This is a genomic window from Pseudomonas orientalis (genome assembly GCF_001439815.1).
Lineage (GTDB): Bacteria > Pseudomonadota > Gammaproteobacteria > Pseudomonadales > Pseudomonadaceae > Aquipseudomonas > Aquipseudomonas orientalis.
Genome location: NZ_JYLM01000008.1, coordinates 130338 through 145406 on the forward strand (window position 1 = coordinate 130338; position 15069 = coordinate 145406).

13 protein-coding genes are annotated in these 15069 nt (G+C 61.3%); 5 read left to right on the forward strand and 8 right to left on the reverse strand.

What is annotated here, in order from left to right:
- Positions 1 to 106 precede the first annotated feature (106 nt).
- The 3 genes from holA to leuS form a co-directional block, all read right to left on the reverse strand.
- Positions 107 to 1144 carry a DNA polymerase III subunit delta gene (holA, locus tag TU82_RS19745; protein ID WP_057724905.1) on the reverse strand — a complete coding sequence of 346 codons (1038 nt, stop codon included), beginning with the start codon at positions 1142 to 1144 and terminating at the stop codon, positions 107 to 109.
- Positions 1145 to 1183: 39 nt separating this feature from the next.
- Positions 1184 to 1789, reverse strand: coding sequence for an LPS-assembly lipoprotein LptE (locus TU82_RS19750; protein WP_057724906.1), 606 nt, complete (start codon positions 1787 to 1789; stop codon positions 1184 to 1186).
- 89 nt (positions 1790 to 1878) lie between these two features.
- Positions 1879 to 4485: a leucine--tRNA ligase gene (leuS, locus tag TU82_RS19755; protein WP_057724907.1), complete on the reverse strand. Its 2607-nt coding sequence runs from the start codon at positions 4483 to 4485 to the stop codon at positions 1879 to 1881.
- Between the two features lie 262 nt (positions 4486 to 4747).
- On the opposite strand from leuS, the gene TU82_RS29240 reads away from it, so the two are divergent.
- Positions 4748 to 5065 (forward strand): hypothetical protein, encoded by a 318-nt coding sequence (locus TU82_RS29240; protein WP_072024055.1) that lies wholly within the window; start codon positions 4748 to 4750, stop codon positions 5063 to 5065.
- Between the two features lie 95 nt (positions 5066 to 5160).
- On the forward strand, positions 5161 to 5922 hold the full coding sequence (locus tag TU82_RS19760) for a YdcF family protein (RefSeq protein ID WP_057724908.1): 762 nt from the start codon (positions 5161 to 5163) through the stop codon (positions 5920 to 5922).
- A gap of 122 nt (positions 5923 to 6044) precedes the next feature.
- Here the strand turns inward: TU82_RS19760 and lnt are convergent, their stop codons facing one another.
- The 5 genes from lnt to miaB all read right to left on the reverse strand — a co-directional run bounded on the left by lnt (position 6045) and on the right by miaB (position 11503).
- Positions 6045 to 7568, reverse strand: a complete 1524-nt coding sequence (lnt, locus tag TU82_RS19765) for an apolipoprotein N-acyltransferase (protein WP_057724909.1) — start codon at positions 7566 to 7568, stop codon at positions 6045 to 6047.
- Between the two features lie 8 nt (positions 7569 to 7576).
- Complete coding sequence (locus TU82_RS19770) at positions 7577 to 8416, reverse strand: CorC family transporter (protein ID WP_057724910.1); 840 nt, start codon at positions 8414 to 8416, stop codon at positions 7577 to 7579.
- 42 nt (positions 8417 to 8458) lie between these two features.
- The gene (ybeY, locus tag TU82_RS19775) at positions 8459 to 8917 is read right to left on the reverse strand and encodes an rRNA maturation RNase YbeY (protein ID WP_057724911.1); all 459 of its coding nucleotides are present in this window, start codon (positions 8915 to 8917) and stop codon (positions 8459 to 8461) included.
- Positions 8910 to 9914, reverse strand: a complete 1005-nt coding sequence (locus tag TU82_RS19780) for a PhoH family protein (RefSeq protein ID WP_057724912.1) — start codon at positions 9912 to 9914, stop codon at positions 8910 to 8912. Before TU82_RS19780 ends, ybeY begins: the two co-directional genes overlap by 8 nt.
- Positions 9915 to 10174: 260 nt before the next feature.
- Positions 10175 to 11503: a tRNA (N6-isopentenyl adenosine(37)-C2)-methylthiotransferase MiaB gene (gene miaB, locus TU82_RS19785; protein WP_057724913.1), complete on the reverse strand. Its 1329-nt coding sequence runs from the start codon at positions 11501 to 11503 to the stop codon at positions 10175 to 10177.
- Positions 11504 to 11634: 131 nt separating this feature from the next.
- Between miaB and TU82_RS19790 the strand changes: the two genes are divergently transcribed.
- The 3 genes from TU82_RS19790 (at position 11635) to TU82_RS19800 (ending at position 15049) form a co-directional block, all read left to right on the forward strand.
- Positions 11635 to 11961, forward strand: coding sequence for a DUF1820 family protein (locus TU82_RS19790; protein WP_003194436.1), 327 nt, complete (start codon positions 11635 to 11637; stop codon positions 11959 to 11961).
- Positions 11962 to 12197: 236 nt separating this feature from the next.
- A complete protein-coding gene (locus TU82_RS19795) occupies positions 12198 to 14255 on the forward strand; it encodes an oxidoreductase (protein WP_057724914.1) in 2058 nt (685 codons plus the stop codon).
- 35 nt (positions 14256 to 14290) lie between these two features.
- Positions 14291 to 15049 (forward strand): transporter substrate-binding domain-containing protein, encoded by a 759-nt coding sequence (locus TU82_RS19800; RefSeq protein ID WP_057724915.1) that lies wholly within the window; start codon positions 14291 to 14293, stop codon positions 15047 to 15049.
- The last annotated feature ends 20 nt before the right edge of the window (positions 15050 to 15069 follow it).

Sequence of the window (15069 nt, forward strand, 5' to 3'; positions counted from 1 at the left end):
GCTTGCCCCCGATAGCGGTGTATCAGTGGAATATATGATCCTGACACACTGCCATCGGGGGCAAGCCCCCTCCCACATTGGACCTGCAGTGTTGCTGATAGACGCGTTACTCGGCAGGCAACGCCAGGCGCTGGCCGGCCATCAGCAACGACAAGCGGCTCAGGCTCATCCACGGCGAACCGGCCGCCTGGCCCTTGATCTGCGCATCGATGCGCTGCGCTTCCAGCAACAGTTGCGCCCAGCGTTGCGCCGAGTGCCGTTGCAGGGCCTTGCTCATCAGGGGCTTGCGCTTGTCCCACACCGGCGGCCGGGCCTGGCTGAAGCATTTGTCCAGCGGCGTGCCCTGGCCGTACTGCAACGCAATATTAGCCAGTACCCGCAGCTCCCGGGCCAGGGCCCAGAGAATCACCGGCGGTTCCACACCCTCGCCACGCAGCCCTTCGAGCATACGCAAGGCGTGGGCGGGTTCGCCATTGAGGATCGCATCCACCAGCCCGAATACGTCGAACCGCGCACTGTCAGCCACCGCGCCCTGCACGGTTTCGACGGTGATCTGCCCCTCTTCGGCCATCAACTTGAGCTTTTCGATCTCCTGGGCGGCAGCCAGCAGGTTGCCTTCGACCCTTGCGGCGATCAGCTCGACGGCCTCTTGCGTGGCCGACAGCCCTGACTGCGACAGGCGCTGGCGAATCCATTGCGGCAGCTGGCTGCTGTCCACTGGCCAGATCTGAATGAACTGGGTCTGCGGGCCTTCCACCAGCGCCTTGCCCCATTTGGTCTTCTGCGCGCTGCCATCGAGCTTGGGCAGGCTGATCAGCAACACCGTATCCTCAGCAGGGCGCGAGCAGTATTCCATCAACGCTGCCGCGCCTTTATCGCCCGGTTTGCCCGAGGGCAGGCGCAGTTCCAGCAGGCGTTTTTCGGCGAACAGCGACATGCTCGCGCCGGCTTGCAGCAACGTTCCCCAGTCGAAACTGGCGTCGGCACTGAACACCTGGCGTTCATCGAAACCTTGCTGGCGCGCCGCCGAGCGAATGGCATCGGCCGCTTCCTGGCACAGTAACGGGTCATCGCCGCTGACAATATAGACAGGCGCGAGGCCACCTTGCAGGTGTTTGGCGAGTTGGGCGGGGGCAAGTTTCATAGGCAGGGCGAACGGGGCGCCAGAAGCGCCCCGTTTAGCTTACTCGACAGGTACTTCAACAGGCGACTGTTTCGGCGTGTTGTCTTCATACTCTTGCGCAGCCTTCAGGGCATCGGCGTCAGCCTTGGCCTTGTTGTCGGCGATCTGCTGCAGTTCCGCGAGTTTTTCCGGGGTCAGCAGTTGCAGGCGAGTCATCATGCGCTGGATCAGATCACGACGCATTTCCTTGCGCGCCTGAAGGATCTCGGAGTCCGAGCCCACCAGGTTGTTGCCGTCGTGGCTCACGACTTTCTGCACCTGGATCTTGTCGCCCATCAGCGGCAAGTTATCGCGGCCCTGTATTTCGAAGCTGACGGTGGTGGCCAACTCGATGTCGGAAGCGCGACCGGCACTGGCGTAGCTGATGTTGCGCTGGGTTTCGCGCTCATCGACCAGGTTCAGCTTGTAGGTGGCGCCGCTATAGACGTGCACGCCGCTGTTTTCCAGGCTCTGGCGCAGTTGCGTCACGGTTTCGCCGTAGGCGTTACGTGCGCTGACGTCGAGTTCCTTGAGCGACAATTCATTGGTGCCGGTGCCGCGCAGCTGGAAGCCGCAAGCGCTCAACAGAACGGCCAGGCCCATTACCAGCAGATTGCGTTTGATCATGTTGTTGCTCCCCTTGAAACCAGGCGGGCCTTATCGAGGCCCTGAAGGTTTAGTTCGGCGCAGGGCTTGAGCCTTGCGCCCGATCCGATTTAGCTGGCGACGATATTGACCAGTTTTCCAGGCACTACGATCACTTTGCGGATCGTCAGGCCTTCGGTAAAGCGCAGCACGTTTTCGTTGCAGCGTGCAGCCGCCTCGACGTCTTCACGACTGGCGCTGGCCGGCATGTCGATCTGGCCGCGCAGTTTGCCATTGACCTGGATCACCAGCTGCAGCGTGTCCTGTACCAGTGCGCTGTCATCCTGCACCGGCCAGCGGGCGTCGATGACGGCGCCGCTGTGGCCCAGGCAGTTCCACAGTTCATGGCTGATGTGCGGCGTGATCGGCGCCAGCAGCAGCGTGACCGTTTCCAGGCCTTCCTGGATCAATGCGCGATCCTGTGCCGTGGCCTGCGGGGCTTTTTCCAGCACGTTCATCAGCGTCATCACCTGGGCGATGGCGGTGTTGAACTTGTGGTTCTGCCCTACGTCCTGGCTGGCCTGGCGGATAGCCAGATGGGTGCTGCGACGAATGGCTTTCTGCTCATCATTCAAGGCCGCGACGTCCAGCTTGCCCGGCAAGCCCTGGCTGACGTGGGCCTGGGCCAGGCGCCAGACGCGCTTGAGGAAGCGGTGCGAGCCTTCGACGCCGGAGTCGGACCATTCGGCGCTCATGTCGGGCGGCGAGGCGAACATCATGAACAGGCGGCAAGTGTCGGCGCCGAACTGATCGATCATCGATTGCGGGTCGACGCCGTTGTTCTTCGACTTGGCCATCTTCTCGGTGCCGCCGATTTCCACCGGCAGGCCGTCGGATTTGAGCTTGGCGCTGATGACCTTGGCTTTGCTGTCACGCTCGAGTTCGACGTCCGCCGGGTTGAACCAGGTGTAGGCGCCATTGGCTTCGCGACGATAATAAGTGTCGGCAATCACCATGCCCTGGGTCAGCAGGTTCTTGAACGGCTCGTCGGAGCTGACCAGGCCTTCGTCACGCATCAGCTTGTGGAAGAAGCGTGCGTACAGCAGGTGCAGGATGGCGTGCTCGATACCGCCGATGTACTGATCCACCGGCAACCAGTGGTCGGCTGCGGATTTTTCCACCAGGCCACCTTCATAGTGCGGCGAGGCGTAGCGGGCGTAGTACCACGAGGACTCGACGAAGGTGTCCATGGTGTCGGTTTCACGCTTGGCAGGCTGGCCGCATTTCGGGCAGCTGCACTCGTAGAACTCGGGCATGCGCGCCAGTGGCGAACCGGCGCCGTCCGGTACCACGTCTTCGGGCAGGACGACCGGCAGTTGCTCTTCCGGTACTGGTACGTCGCCACAGCTTTCGCAGTGGATGATCGGGATCGGGCAGCCCCAGTAGCGTTGGCGGCTGATGCCCCAGTCGCGCAGGCGGAACTGGGTGCGCGAGGCGCCGAGGTTTTTCTTGATCAGGGCAACTTCGATGGCGTCGAAAGCACCCTGGAAATCCAGGCCGTCGAACTCGCCGGAGTTGATCAGCTCGCCGTGCTCGCCATAGGCGTCCTGCCACGGGGCCGGGCTGGTGTCGCCCGCGCTGGTGCGCACCACCGACTTGATCGGCAGGTCGTACTTGGTGGCGAATTCGAAGTCGCGCTCGTCGTGAGCCGGTACTGCCATTACAGCGCCATCGCCGTAATGCATCAGCACATAGTTGGCGACCCAGACCGGCAATTTCTCGCCCGTCAACGGGTGCTCGACGAACAGCCCGGTCGGCAGGCCTTTTTTCTCCTGGGTGGCGACGTCGGCTTCGGCCACGCTGCCGCCCTTGCACTCAGCGATGAACGCCTGCAGCTCAGGGTTGTTCTGTGCGGCCTGGGTGGCCAGCGGATGTTCGGCGGCCACCGCGACATAGGTCGCGCCCATCAGGGTGTCCGGACGGGTCGTGAAGACTTTGAGTGCGCCCGCTTCGCCGATCGAGTCGACGTTGTACGGGAACTGCACTTCCATGCCCTTGGATTTGCCGATCCAGTTGCGCTGCATGGTCTTGACCTGTTCAGGCCAGCCCGGCAAATCGTCGAGGCTCGACAAGAGTTCATCCGCATAGGCGGTGATCTTGAAGTAGTACATCGGGATTTCGCGTTTTTCGATCAGCGCGCCGGAGCGCCAGCCGCGACCGTCGATCACCTGTTCGTTGGCCAGTACGGTCTGGTCGACCGGGTCCCAGTTCACGGTGCCGCTCTTTTTGTAGATCACGCCTTTTTCGAACAGGCGAGTGAACAGCCATTGTTCCCAGCGATAGTAGTCCGGCTTGCAGGTGGTCACTTCGCGGGACCAGTCCACCGCCAGGCCCAGGCTGCGCAGCTGGGTTTTCATGTAGGCGATGTTTTCGTAGGTCCACTTGGCGGGCGCCACGTTGTTTTTCATCGCGGCGTTTTCCGCCGGCATGCCGAAGGCGTCCCAACCCATGGGTTGCAGAACATTCTTGCCGAGCATGCGCTGGTAGCGGGAAATCACGTCGCCGATGGTGTAGTTACGCACGTGCCCCATGTGTAGCTTGCCGCTGGGGTAAGGGAACATCGACAGGCAATAGAACGTCTCCTTGCCTGGCTGTTCGCTGACTTCAAAGGACTTTTGCTCGTCCCAGAAGGTTTGTGCGGCATTTTCTATTTCACGGGGCTGGTAGTGTTCGTGCATGGCTACTTTTGAACTGAATAGGGGGTGGCCTAATCCTCTTCGGTGCAACGTTCAGGTTGAGCGACACCGGAAAGCGGCGCGTCCATGCCCAAACCCTGCGGGAAGTGGAGTTACAGGAAGCGCCGTAGCATACATGACCCCACTCTATCGAGGGAAACCCTGATTGCGCAGGCCAGGCCGTCTGTCGCGGCACCGGGCAGGCGCGGCCACGGGGGCTACGCTGTTTATTGGGGAGCAAGTATTTCTTCAATGAGGTGAGGGGATGGCTGAATCGCAGCGAACTTTGACGAAACCGCAGTTATACGAAGGACTGATCGACCGTTTGGGTCGGGCACTGGATGCCGCAAGAACCGCAGGCCGATTGCGTGATGAACGGCCTCTGGAACTGGAGTTGCGAGGCTTGAGCCAGGCAGAGCTTGAACTGATCAGGCGCTATCTGGAATTGCACCACCAACGCGCCGCTCACGGGCCGGCTTCCCCGCCGGTCCACGAGCCGTCTCGTTCGGCCAAGGTGATTTGGTTGAAGGACTTGGCGGCCAGTCGCGGCCGGGAAAATGTCCGGTCCATACGGTGCAAATGACCCCCGCGTTACCGTTAATCTTTACAAAACAGGCTGGTAAGGATTGTTGCTGAACCCCGTTGCATCTAGGCTTCGGGCATCTTTGGAGATGCCCGATGCCTTTTCGTTATTTCATTAAACAATTGTTGTTGCCGCCCGGTATTTTCCTGCTGTTGCTGGCGCTTGCCTGGTGGTTTCGCCGCAGTCGCCCGCGCCTGGCCGGGTGTTGCTTTGCCTTGGGGTTGGGCGGGATGTGGTTGATCAGCCTGCCGGTGATGGTGCAGTGGGGCGCACGCGCCCTGGAGACCGCGCCGCCGTTGGCCCGCGAGGACTGGGCAAACCTGGCCCAGCGCGCCGATGCGATTGTGGTGCTGGGCTCCGGTCGTGAGCGTGGCGACATAGCGTGGGGCTCCGACCAGCCCACCGGCATCGGCCTGGAGCGTGAGCGTTACGCGGCGCGTCTGGCCAAGGCATCCGGATTGCCGGTGCTGACCAGCGGTGGTCTGCACTACGGCACGCCGCCCAGCGAGGCAGAGCTGATGGCGGTGTCGATGCAGGATGACTTCGGCGTCACGGTGCGTTGGAAGGAAGAACGCAGCCGCACCACCTGGGAAAACGCGCAGATGAGCGCCGAGATTCTGTTGCCCCAGGGCATCAAGCGCGTGGTGGTAGTGACCCAGGCCTGGCACATGCCGCGTTCGGTGTGGAGTTTCGAGAAGGCCGGCTTCACCGTGGTGCCCGGGCCGGTGGGCTTTCTGGGCGTGGATCACGGTCGACCGCTCGGCGGGTGGATGCCGGAGGTCAAGTCGGTGTGGCAGAGCGGGCAGTTGATCAATGAGGCGGTGGGGCAGATGGGGTATCGGTTGTTCTACAGGTAACACCGCAGGACAAATGTGGGAGGGGGCTTGCCCCCGATAGCAGAGTGTCAGTCAGTACATCTGATACTGACACACTGCAATCGGGGGCAAGCCCCCTCCCACATTGTTTTGTGTTTGCTCAATTAGACGGTTTTGGCCATCCGGGCGGCCAGCAGCGCCCAGCCGAACAGCAGCAGACACACGATGATCAACGGCCACGACCGCCATTGCAGGTAAGGCGTCAGGTTGTGCATCGGCACCACCTCGCCATAGAGAATGCCGCGCTCGAACTGCGGGATCTGTGCGGTGATCTGCCCGAACGGGTTGATCAGGCCGGTCACGCCGTTGTTGGTGGCGCGGATCATCCACCGGCCGGCTTCAAGGGCACGCATCTGCGCCATCTGCAGGTGCTGCAGTGGGCCGATCGAGCGGCCGAACCAGGTGTCGTTGCTGATCGTCAGCAGCAGGTCGCTCTGGGCCGACAGGCCGGCGGCGAATTCCGGGTACACCACTTCATAACAGATGAACGGCGCAATCTGGTAACCCTTGGCCTGAAGCATCGGCTGGTCGGAAGGCCCCCGGGCGAAGTCCGACATCGGCAGGTCGAAGAAGGCGATCAGCCCGCGCAGCATATCCTGCAACGGTACGTACTCACCGAAAGGCACCAGCTTTTGCTTGAGGTAGGTGCCGTCACCTTCGCCGACCACGGTGATGCCATTGAAGTAACGCTTCTCATGGCGCACCTCTTCGCGAATCGGTACCCCGGTGATCAGTGCGCTATTACGCTCGGCGGCGAACTTGCCCATCATGCCCAGGTAGCCTTCGACCGATTCCTTGAGTACCGGTACGGCGGTTTCCGGCCACACCAGCAGGTCGACGCGTTTGGAGCTCAGACTCATGTCGCGGTACAGCGCCAGTTGCGCATTGAGTTGCTCGGGGTCCCACTTCACGCTTTGTTCGACGTTGCCCTGGATGGCGGCCACGCTCAAGGGCGGGCCGGAGGGCGAGGTCCAGGCATGATGCTTGAGCGCCAGGCCGATGGCCCACGGCGCGACGAGCAGCACCAGGCCGGCCGCGATAAAGCTGTTGCGCTTGCCCGCCAGCAGGCGCGGCAGGTTGCACAAAAGGGCTGCCGTCAGCGCCAGGGCGAACGAAATCAGCCACATCCCGCCCAGCGGCGCGAGGCCGGTCAGCGGACCGTCGAGTTGACTGTAGCCCGAATACAGCCACGGGAAACCAGTGAGGAACCAGCCGCGAAAGGCTTCCTGGCCGACCCACAATGCTGCAAAGGTCAGCGCATCGGCCAACGGCGCTTCATTGCGGCGCAGCCAGCGCGCCCACAACCAGGCGGGCAGGGCGAAAAACCAGGCGATGGCGGCGGTGAACAGCAGCATCAGGAAACCCGCCAGCAGCACCGACGCGCCGCCGAAGTGGTGGATGCTGTAATAGATCCAGCTGGTGCCGGCGCCAAACAGGCCGAAACCGAAACACCAGCCCCGGCCCAGGGCCTGGCGCGGTGTCAGCTCACGCAGGCCGATATAGAACAGACCGGCCGCCACCAGCGCCAGCGGCCAGATATCGAACGGCGCCAGCGCCAGGGTAGTGATGGCGCCGGCCACCACGGCCAGCAGGTTACCGGGCCAGCCGGGTGCGATCAGACGGCGCATTTCAGTCCTTAACGGGCAATAGGTGTCAGGCGGATCAAGTGGATGCGACGGCTGTCGGCATTCAGGATGCGAAAGCGATACGCGCCGATCTCGGTGGTTTCGTTACGCTTGGGCAGGTGCCCGAACGCGCTCATCACCAGGCCGCCGACGGTGTCGAATTCATCGTCGGAAAACTCGCTGTCGAAGAACTCGTTGAAGTTCTCGATGGGCGTCAAGGCCTTGATCAGGAAGTCACCGCTGGGCAGTGGCTTGATGTAGCTGTCTTCTTCGACGTCGTGTTCGTCTTCGATGTCGCCGACGATCTGTTCCAGCACGTCTTCAATAGTCACCAGGCCCGCCACACCGCCGTATTCGTCGATCACAATGGCCATGTGATTGTGGTTGGCGCGGAACTCGCGCAGCAGCACGTTCAGGCGCTTGGATTCAGGCACGAAGGTGGCCGGACGCAGCAGGTCCTTGATGTTAAAGCTGTCGCCGTTTTCCTTGAGGATCAGCGGCAGCAGGTCCTTGGCGAGCAGGACGCCCATGACGTCGTCATGGCTTTCGCCGATCACCGGGTAGCGCGAGTGCGCCGAGTCGATCACGGCCGGGAGAAATTCCCGTGGGGTCTGGGTCGCCCTGATGCTGATCATTTGCGAGCGCGGCACCATGATGTCGCGTACTTGCAGGTCAGCCACCTGGATGGCACCTTCGACGATGGCCAGCGCTTCGCTGTCCAGCAACTTGTTCTGGTGGGCCTCGCGCAGCAGCTCCAGCAGCTCCTGGCGGTTTTTCGGCTCGTGGGCAAAAGCCTGGGTCAGTTTACCCAGCCATGACTTTTGCCCGTTGCTCGATCGGTCTTCGCTCATAGCGATTACTCTAAATCCTTTGATATGACAGTTGTGTGTTGATCAGTTTTCGTCGTCTGCGTAAGGGTCAGGGTGACCCAGTTCCGCAAGCAACGTTCGTTCCAGTGCTTCCATTTCCTCGGCTTCGTCATCGTCTATATGGTCGTAACCCAAGAGATGCAAGCAGCCGTGGATGACTAGATGGGCCCAGTGGGCCTCAAGTTCCTTGCCTTGTTCGCGCGCTTCGCGTTCCACCACCTCGACGCAGACCACCAGGTCGCCCAGCAGCGGGATATCCAGCAGCTCGTCCGGTACGTCGGCGGGAAAGGACAGCACGTTGGTCGCGTAATCCTTTTGACGCCAGGTGTGGTTCAGCGCTCGGCCTTCGGGCTCATCCACCAGACGGATGGTCAGTTCCGAGTCGGCAGTGCGCTGGCGCAAGGCCAACGCACACCATTGGCGAAACTGCGCTTCGCTGGGGACGGATGCTTCGGTGGCCAGCTGCAGGTCAAGCTCAAGCATCGCGGCGCGTGTCCCTGGTCGGTGCGTCGTCGCGATGATCGAAGCGCTCATAGGCTTCGACAATGCGCTGCACCAGCGGATGGCGCACCACGTCCTTGGGCATGAAGTGTGTGAAGCTGATACCCGGTACGTCCTTGAGCACCTCGATCACCTGGGCCAGGCCCGACTTGGTGCCCTTGGGCAGGTCGACCTGGGTGACGTCACCGGTGATCACGGCCGTGGAGCCGAAACCGATACGGGTGAGGAACATCTTCATCTGCTCGACCGTGGTGTTCTGGCTCTCGTCGAGGATGATGAAGCTATTGTTCAAGGTGCGACCGCGCATGTAGGCCAGCGGGGCAATCTCGATCACCTGGCGCTCGATCAGCTTGGCCACGTATTCAAAGCCGAGCATCTCGTAGAGTGCGTCGTAGAGCGGGCGCAGGTACGGGTCGATCTTCTGGGCCAGGTCGCCGGGCAGGAAGCCGAGTTTTTCACCCGCTTCGACCGCCGGGCGCACCAGCAGGATGCGGCGAACCTGTTCGCGCTCCAGGGCATCCACCGCACAGGCCACGGCCAGGTAGGTCTTGCCGGTGCCGGCCGGGCCGATGCCGAAGTTGATGTCGTTGCCGAGGATTTCCTTGACGTACTTCTGCTGATTCAAGCCGCGCGGGCGAATCATGCCTTTTTTGGTACGCAGGGCCACGCTGGCTTCGGCCACCGGGTTGTTGGCCAGGTCTTCCACGGCGGATTCCTGCAGGTACAGGTGCACCGTTTCCGGCGACAGCTCACTGCCCTTGGTTTCGCGGTAGAGGCGACGCAGCAGGTTTTCCGCAGACGTGGTGTGTTGGGGTTCACCAATGAGCTCGAACTGATTGCCGCGGTTGCGGATCTCGATGCTCAGGCGTTGTTCGATCAGGCGCAGGTGCTCGTCGAACTGTCCGCACAGGTTGGCGAAACGGCGAGCCTCAAACGGCTCGAGGAGAAAACGATGGGGTTCTACGGTAGGTGCGTTCAAGGTCGCTTTTAGCCGCCCTTTGGCTGTTGAGGTAAAACAGAGAATAACGCCAGTGGCGCGGGTACGAAAGCACTTACGTCATCGGAATGTTGCATGGATCCAATGTGAGAGGAGGGAGCAAGCTCCAATACTAACCAGTGTAGGAGCGAGCTTGCTCGCGAGAAACCAACAGGCGCCGCGTTTATTCAGGTAACACGCGTTATCGTTGAGGTTTTTCGCGAGCAAGCTCGCTCCTACAGGGGGCAAGGCCCCTCCCGTATTTATTGCACCAGCGAGCCGCGCAGCGAGTGCGGTTGCGCCGCATCGATGTGAACATCGGCAAACTGGCCGATCAGGGTCGGGTTGTCGCAGCGGAAGTTGACGATCCGGTTGTTCTCGGTACGGCCCTGCAGTTCGCCGGGGTCTTTCTTGGAGTAATCGGTCACCAGGATGCGCTGGATCGAGCCGACCATTTGTCGGCTGATCTCGAAACCCTGCTGATTCAACCGATGTTGCAGCGCATTCAAGCGTTCTTTTTTCAAGGCCTCCGGGGTTTCGTCCGGCAGGTCCGCCGCTGGGGTGCCCGGGCGTTGGCTGTAGACGAACGAGTAGGAGAAGTCGAAACCGACGTCTTCAATCAGTTTCATGGTCTGCTGGAAATCTTTCTCGGTTTCGCCGGGGAAACCGACGATAAAGTCCGAACTGATGCAGATGCCCGGTACTGCAGCGCGCAATTTGCGCAGCTTGGATTTGTACTCCAGCGCCGTGTGGTTGCGCTTCATCGCCGACAGGATGCGGTCCGAGCCCGACTGCACCGGCAAGTGCAGGTGCTTGACCAGCTCCGGCACCTCGGCGTGGGCCTGGATCAGGCTGTCGGAAAACTCCAGCGGGTGCGACGTGGTGTAGCGGATACGCTCGATGCCATCGACGGCGGCAACCACGCGGATCAACTCCGCCAGGTCCGCCAGGCGCCCGTCGTCGGTCTGGCCACGGTAACCGTTGACGTTCTGGCCCAGCAGGGTCACTTCACGCACGCCGTTTTCGGCCAGGTGGATGATTTCCGCCAGCACATCGTCAAACGGCCGGCTGACTTCTTCGCCACGGGTGTAGGGCACTACGCAGAAGGTGCAGTACTTGCTGCAGCCTTCCATCACCGACACATAGGCACTTGGGCCATCGATGCGCGGCTCGGGCAAATGGTCGAATTTTTCGATTTCGGGGAACGACACGTCCACTTGCGGCAGCCTGGTGAGGCGCGCGGCGTCGATCATTTCCGGCAGGCGGTGCAGGGTCTGCGGGCCGAAGACCACGTCGACATAGGGCGCGCGGTCGCGGATCGCGGCGCCTTCCTGGCTGGCCACGCAGCCGCCGACGGCGATCACCATGTCCGGGTTGGCCAGTTTCAATTCTCGCCAGCGGCCCAGCTGCGAGTACACACGGTCCTGGGCCCGCTCGCGGATCGAGCAGGTATTGAGCAGGATCACGTCGGCATCTTCGGCGCGGGCGGTGACTTCCAGGGCCTGGTGTTCGCCCAGCAGATCGACCATGCGCGAGCTGTCGTACTCGTTCATCTGGCAACCGTGGGTTTCGATGTAAAGCTTCTTGGCCATGGGAATCGTCAACTGGTGGTAAAGAACCGCGCATTATAGGGGGCATGCCCATTGGTTCCTAGCGCTGTGCATCGGGTGCCATGCTATAGTTCGCGCCCTCTTTTATATCCGCGATGTGTTGCTCGCCCGCCATGACCAAACGTGAAGCTCCAATCTACAAGGTGATTTTCCTCAACCAGGGCCAGGTGTTCGAAATGTACGCCAAGCAGATCTATCAAAGTGATCTGTGGGGCTTCCTGGAGGTGGAAGAGTTCGTCTTTGGCGAGCGTACCCAATTGGTCGTCGACCCGGGCGAAGAAAAGCTCAAGGCCCAGTTCGAAGGCGTGGTGCGCAGCTTTGTGCCGATGCATTCGATCGTGCGCATCGATGAAGTCGAGCGCCTGGGCACGCCGAAGATCAGCGAGGCGCGCGGCACCAGCAATGTGATGCCGTTTCCGATGCCGATGCCGGAGAAGTGACGCTCAACTAATTTGTAGGGCATTTCCGAAACTGCCCTCTTGTGCATAGACATTTTGTTTGAAAAATAGCAAATTTTGTTTATTCGGAGAGGGCGTCATGACTATATCAATAATAAATAAGCCTCCAAGCAAACCTCAAAATTCCCCCGATTCAATTCCGTTGAATCACGCCATTCATTAGCACCGAGTTTTTATCACGCCGTCATTAACGAACTTACCTGTTCGGGAGTAGCCCTGTGCGCGATCCTCGCTATGACATTCTGTTTGAGCCGGTACAAATAGGCCCGGTTCGTACCCGTAATCGCTTTTATCAAGTTCCCCACTGCAATGGCATGGGCCATGTGCATCCCTCGGCCATGGCCCGCATGCGCGGGATAAAGGCCGAGGGCGGCTGGGGTGTGGTGTGCACCGAAGAGTGTGAAATCAGCCCGCTGAGCGAGTTCTCTCCGTATATCGAGGCGCGGTTATGGGATGAGCGCGACATTCCGGCGCTGGCGAGGATGTGCGAGGCGGTGCACCGGCACGGTTCGTTGGCCGGCGTAGAGCTGGCGTTCAACGGTTACTCCGCGCCCAACCGATACAGCCGCGAAATTCCCTGGGCGCCGTCCAATACGCCCGTGCGCAGTTATGACCCGGTGCAGGCCCGGGCCATGAGCCGTGCCGACATCCAGCAGTTGCGCGCCCTGCATCGGGCGGCAGCCCTGCGCGCACGTGAGGCCGGTTTTGACATCATCTATGTGTATGCCGGGCACGACCTGAGCATACCGTTCCATTTCCTCACGCCGCGCAATAACCGGCGCACGGATGAGTACGGCGGAGTGCTGGAAAATCGCGTGCGACTGTTGCGCGAACTGATCGAAGACACCCGCGATGCGGTGGGCGACCGCTGTGCCGTAGCGGTCCGCCTGGCGGTGGATGAGCAGACGGCCGACGGCCTCAGCCGCGAGGGCGAAGGTGCCGACATCTTCTCGATGCTGGCGGACCTGCCGGACCTGTGGGACGTCAATGTCGCCGACTGGTCCAACGACAGCGTGACGGCGCGCTTTGCCGGCGAAGGCTATCAGGAGGCTTTCCTGTTGGGACTCAAGGCGCTGACCCGCAAGCCGGTGGTTGGCGTCGGGCGCTTCACTTCGCCGGACACCATGGTGTCCCTGGTACGCCGTGGCGTGCTGGACCTGATCGGTGCCGCGCGTCCTTCGATTGCCGATCCGTTTTTGCCGAACAAGATCGATCAAGGGCGCGCCGAGGAGATTCGCGAGTGTATCGGCTGCAATGTGTGTGTCAGCGGCGACCACACCAGCACGCCGTTGCGTTGCACGCAGAACCCGACCATGGGCGAGGAGTGGCGGCGTGGCTGGCATCCCGAGTCGGTCGAGCACGCACACCGGCCCGGTCGGGCGCTGGTGGTCGGCGCCGGGCCCGCAGGGCTTGAGTGCGCGCGGATCCTCGGCACGCGCGGGATGGACGTGGCGCTCGTCGACAGCCTGCGCACCCTGGGCGGGCGTGTCGCGCTGGAAGCGCGGCTGCCGGGGTTGGCGAGTTGGGCGCGGGTCATCGATTATCGGCTGGACGCCTTGAGCCGGCTGCCTTCGGTGGAGATTTATCGGGAAAGTCACTTGCAGGCCGAAGATGTGCTGGATTTCGCCGCCGAGCATGTCTTTATCGCCACCGGCTCACAGTGGCGACGTGACGGCCTGGGGCGCGCCTTGCGCCAGGCATTGCCGGGCCTGGAGTGCCTGCCGGTGCTGACGCCGGACGACCTGATGGCGGGCGTGCTGCCGGCTTCGCCGGTGCTGCTGTTCGATGATGACCACTATTACATGGGCAGCGTGCTGGCCGAACACCTGGTGGCGCGAGGCGTGGAGGTGATCTTCGTCACCCCGGCGGCGGATGTGGCGGCCTGGACCCATAACACCCTTGAGCAGCATCGTATCCAGCGCCGTTTGATGGAGTTGAATGTCACCCTGCTGCCGTCCCATACGTTGGTCCGGGCCATGCCGGAAGGGATGATGACGGGCTGTGTCTACACCGGGCGCACACGGTTCATTGGCGCCGCATCCGTGCTGCTGGTGACCTCTCGAGCGCCTGAACAGGCGTTGTATCAGGCATTGAATAACACACCCGAACGGTTACAGGCGGCGGGTATCAGCACGCTGGCGCTGATCGGCGACTGCGTGGCGCCCGGCACGATTGCGGCAGCGGTGTATTCAGGCCATCGAATCGCCCGCGAGTTCGATGCGCCTGCGGGGTCGTTAACAGTAAAGCGAGAAATTCCATTGATTGAGGTGCAGTAAGTTCAGCTGTTTCAACTATAACGAGGACTACAATAATGAAAAAAATACTCCTGCTGTTAATTGCCACGTTTTTATTCAATACATCGCTTTTGGCCAACGACTATAAAGTGATTCGTTTTGCGGCCGATCCCAACTACGCGCCCTTTGCGTATAAAGACAGTACGGGTACTTTGACCGGCTTTGAAATCGATATCGGTAATGCCATTTGCGCGCATTTGAATGTGCGCTGCCAGTGGGTTGAAAGTGATTTTGATGGCATGGTGCCCAGCCTGAACGCGGGCAAGATCGACGCCATCCTGGCGTCAATGACCATCACTGCCGCGCGGCAAAAGGTCATTGATTTCTCCTCCGAAGTCTTTTCCAGCCCTACCGCCATGGTGTTCCGTCCTGGCACCGAGCTCTCCAAAGGCACGGCCGTCGGTTATCTGCAGGGCAGTACCCAAGAGGTGTATGCCCTTGAAGTACTCGCCGGCCAAGGCATGAAGGTGGTGGCTTACGCCGATCAGGAACAGGTGTATGCCGACCTGCTGACCGGTCGTTTGCAGGCGTCGCTGCAGGATGCGCAGCAAGCGCAGAGCGGATTTTTGCGTTCACCCCAGGGCGCCGGGTTCGTGCTGGGGCCGATCATTGAAAGCGCGCTGATGCCGTCCAAGAGTGGCATTGGCATCGCCAAGGGCAACCATGGCTTGAAAGCCCTGCTGGACAAGGCGCTGGCTGCCCTGCATGCCGATGGCACCTACGCCCGGTTGCAAGAGCAGTATTTTCCCGGCGTGAACATGTTCAGCGGTCAATAACCGCCCTCAAGGCCAGCGAG

Bases quoted from the DNA above. Each gene is read 5' to 3' on its own strand.
- holA (WP_057724905.1), bottom strand. From the start codon at position 1,144: ATGAAACTTGCCCCCGCCCAACTCGCCAAACACCTGCAAGGTGGCCTC.
- TU82_RS19750 (WP_057724906.1), bottom strand. From the start codon at position 1,789: ATGATCAAACGCAATCTGCTGGTAATGGGCCTGGCCGTTCTGTTGAGC.
- leuS (WP_057724907.1), bottom strand. From the start codon at position 4,485: ATGCACGAACACTACCAGCCCCGTGAAATAGAAAATGCCGCACAAACC.
- TU82_RS29240 (WP_072024055.1), top strand. From the start codon at position 4,748: ATGGCTGAATCGCAGCGAACTTTGACGAAACCGCAGTTATACGAAGGA.
- TU82_RS19760 (WP_057724908.1), top strand. From the start codon at position 5,161: ATGCCTTTTCGTTATTTCATTAAACAATTGTTGTTGCCGCCCGGTATT.
- lnt (WP_057724909.1), bottom strand. From the start codon at position 7,568: ATGCGCCGTCTGATCGCACCCGGCTGGCCCGGTAACCTGCTGGCCGTG.
- TU82_RS19770 (WP_057724910.1), bottom strand. From the start codon at position 8,416: ATGAGCGAAGACCGATCGAGCAACGGGCAAAAGTCATGGCTGGGTAAA.
- ybeY (WP_057724911.1), bottom strand. From the start codon at position 8,917: ATGCTTGAGCTTGACCTGCAGCTGGCCACCGAAGCATCCGTCCCCAGC.
- miaB (WP_057724913.1), bottom strand. From the start codon at position 11,503: ATGGCCAAGAAGCTTTACATCGAAACCCACGGTTGCCAGATGAACGAG.
- TU82_RS19790 (WP_003194436.1), top strand. From the start codon at position 11,635: ATGACCAAACGTGAAGCTCCAATCTACAAGGTGATTTTCCTCAACCAG.
- TU82_RS19800 (WP_057724915.1), top strand. From the start codon at position 14,291: ATGAAAAAAATACTCCTGCTGTTAATTGCCACGTTTTTATTCAATACA.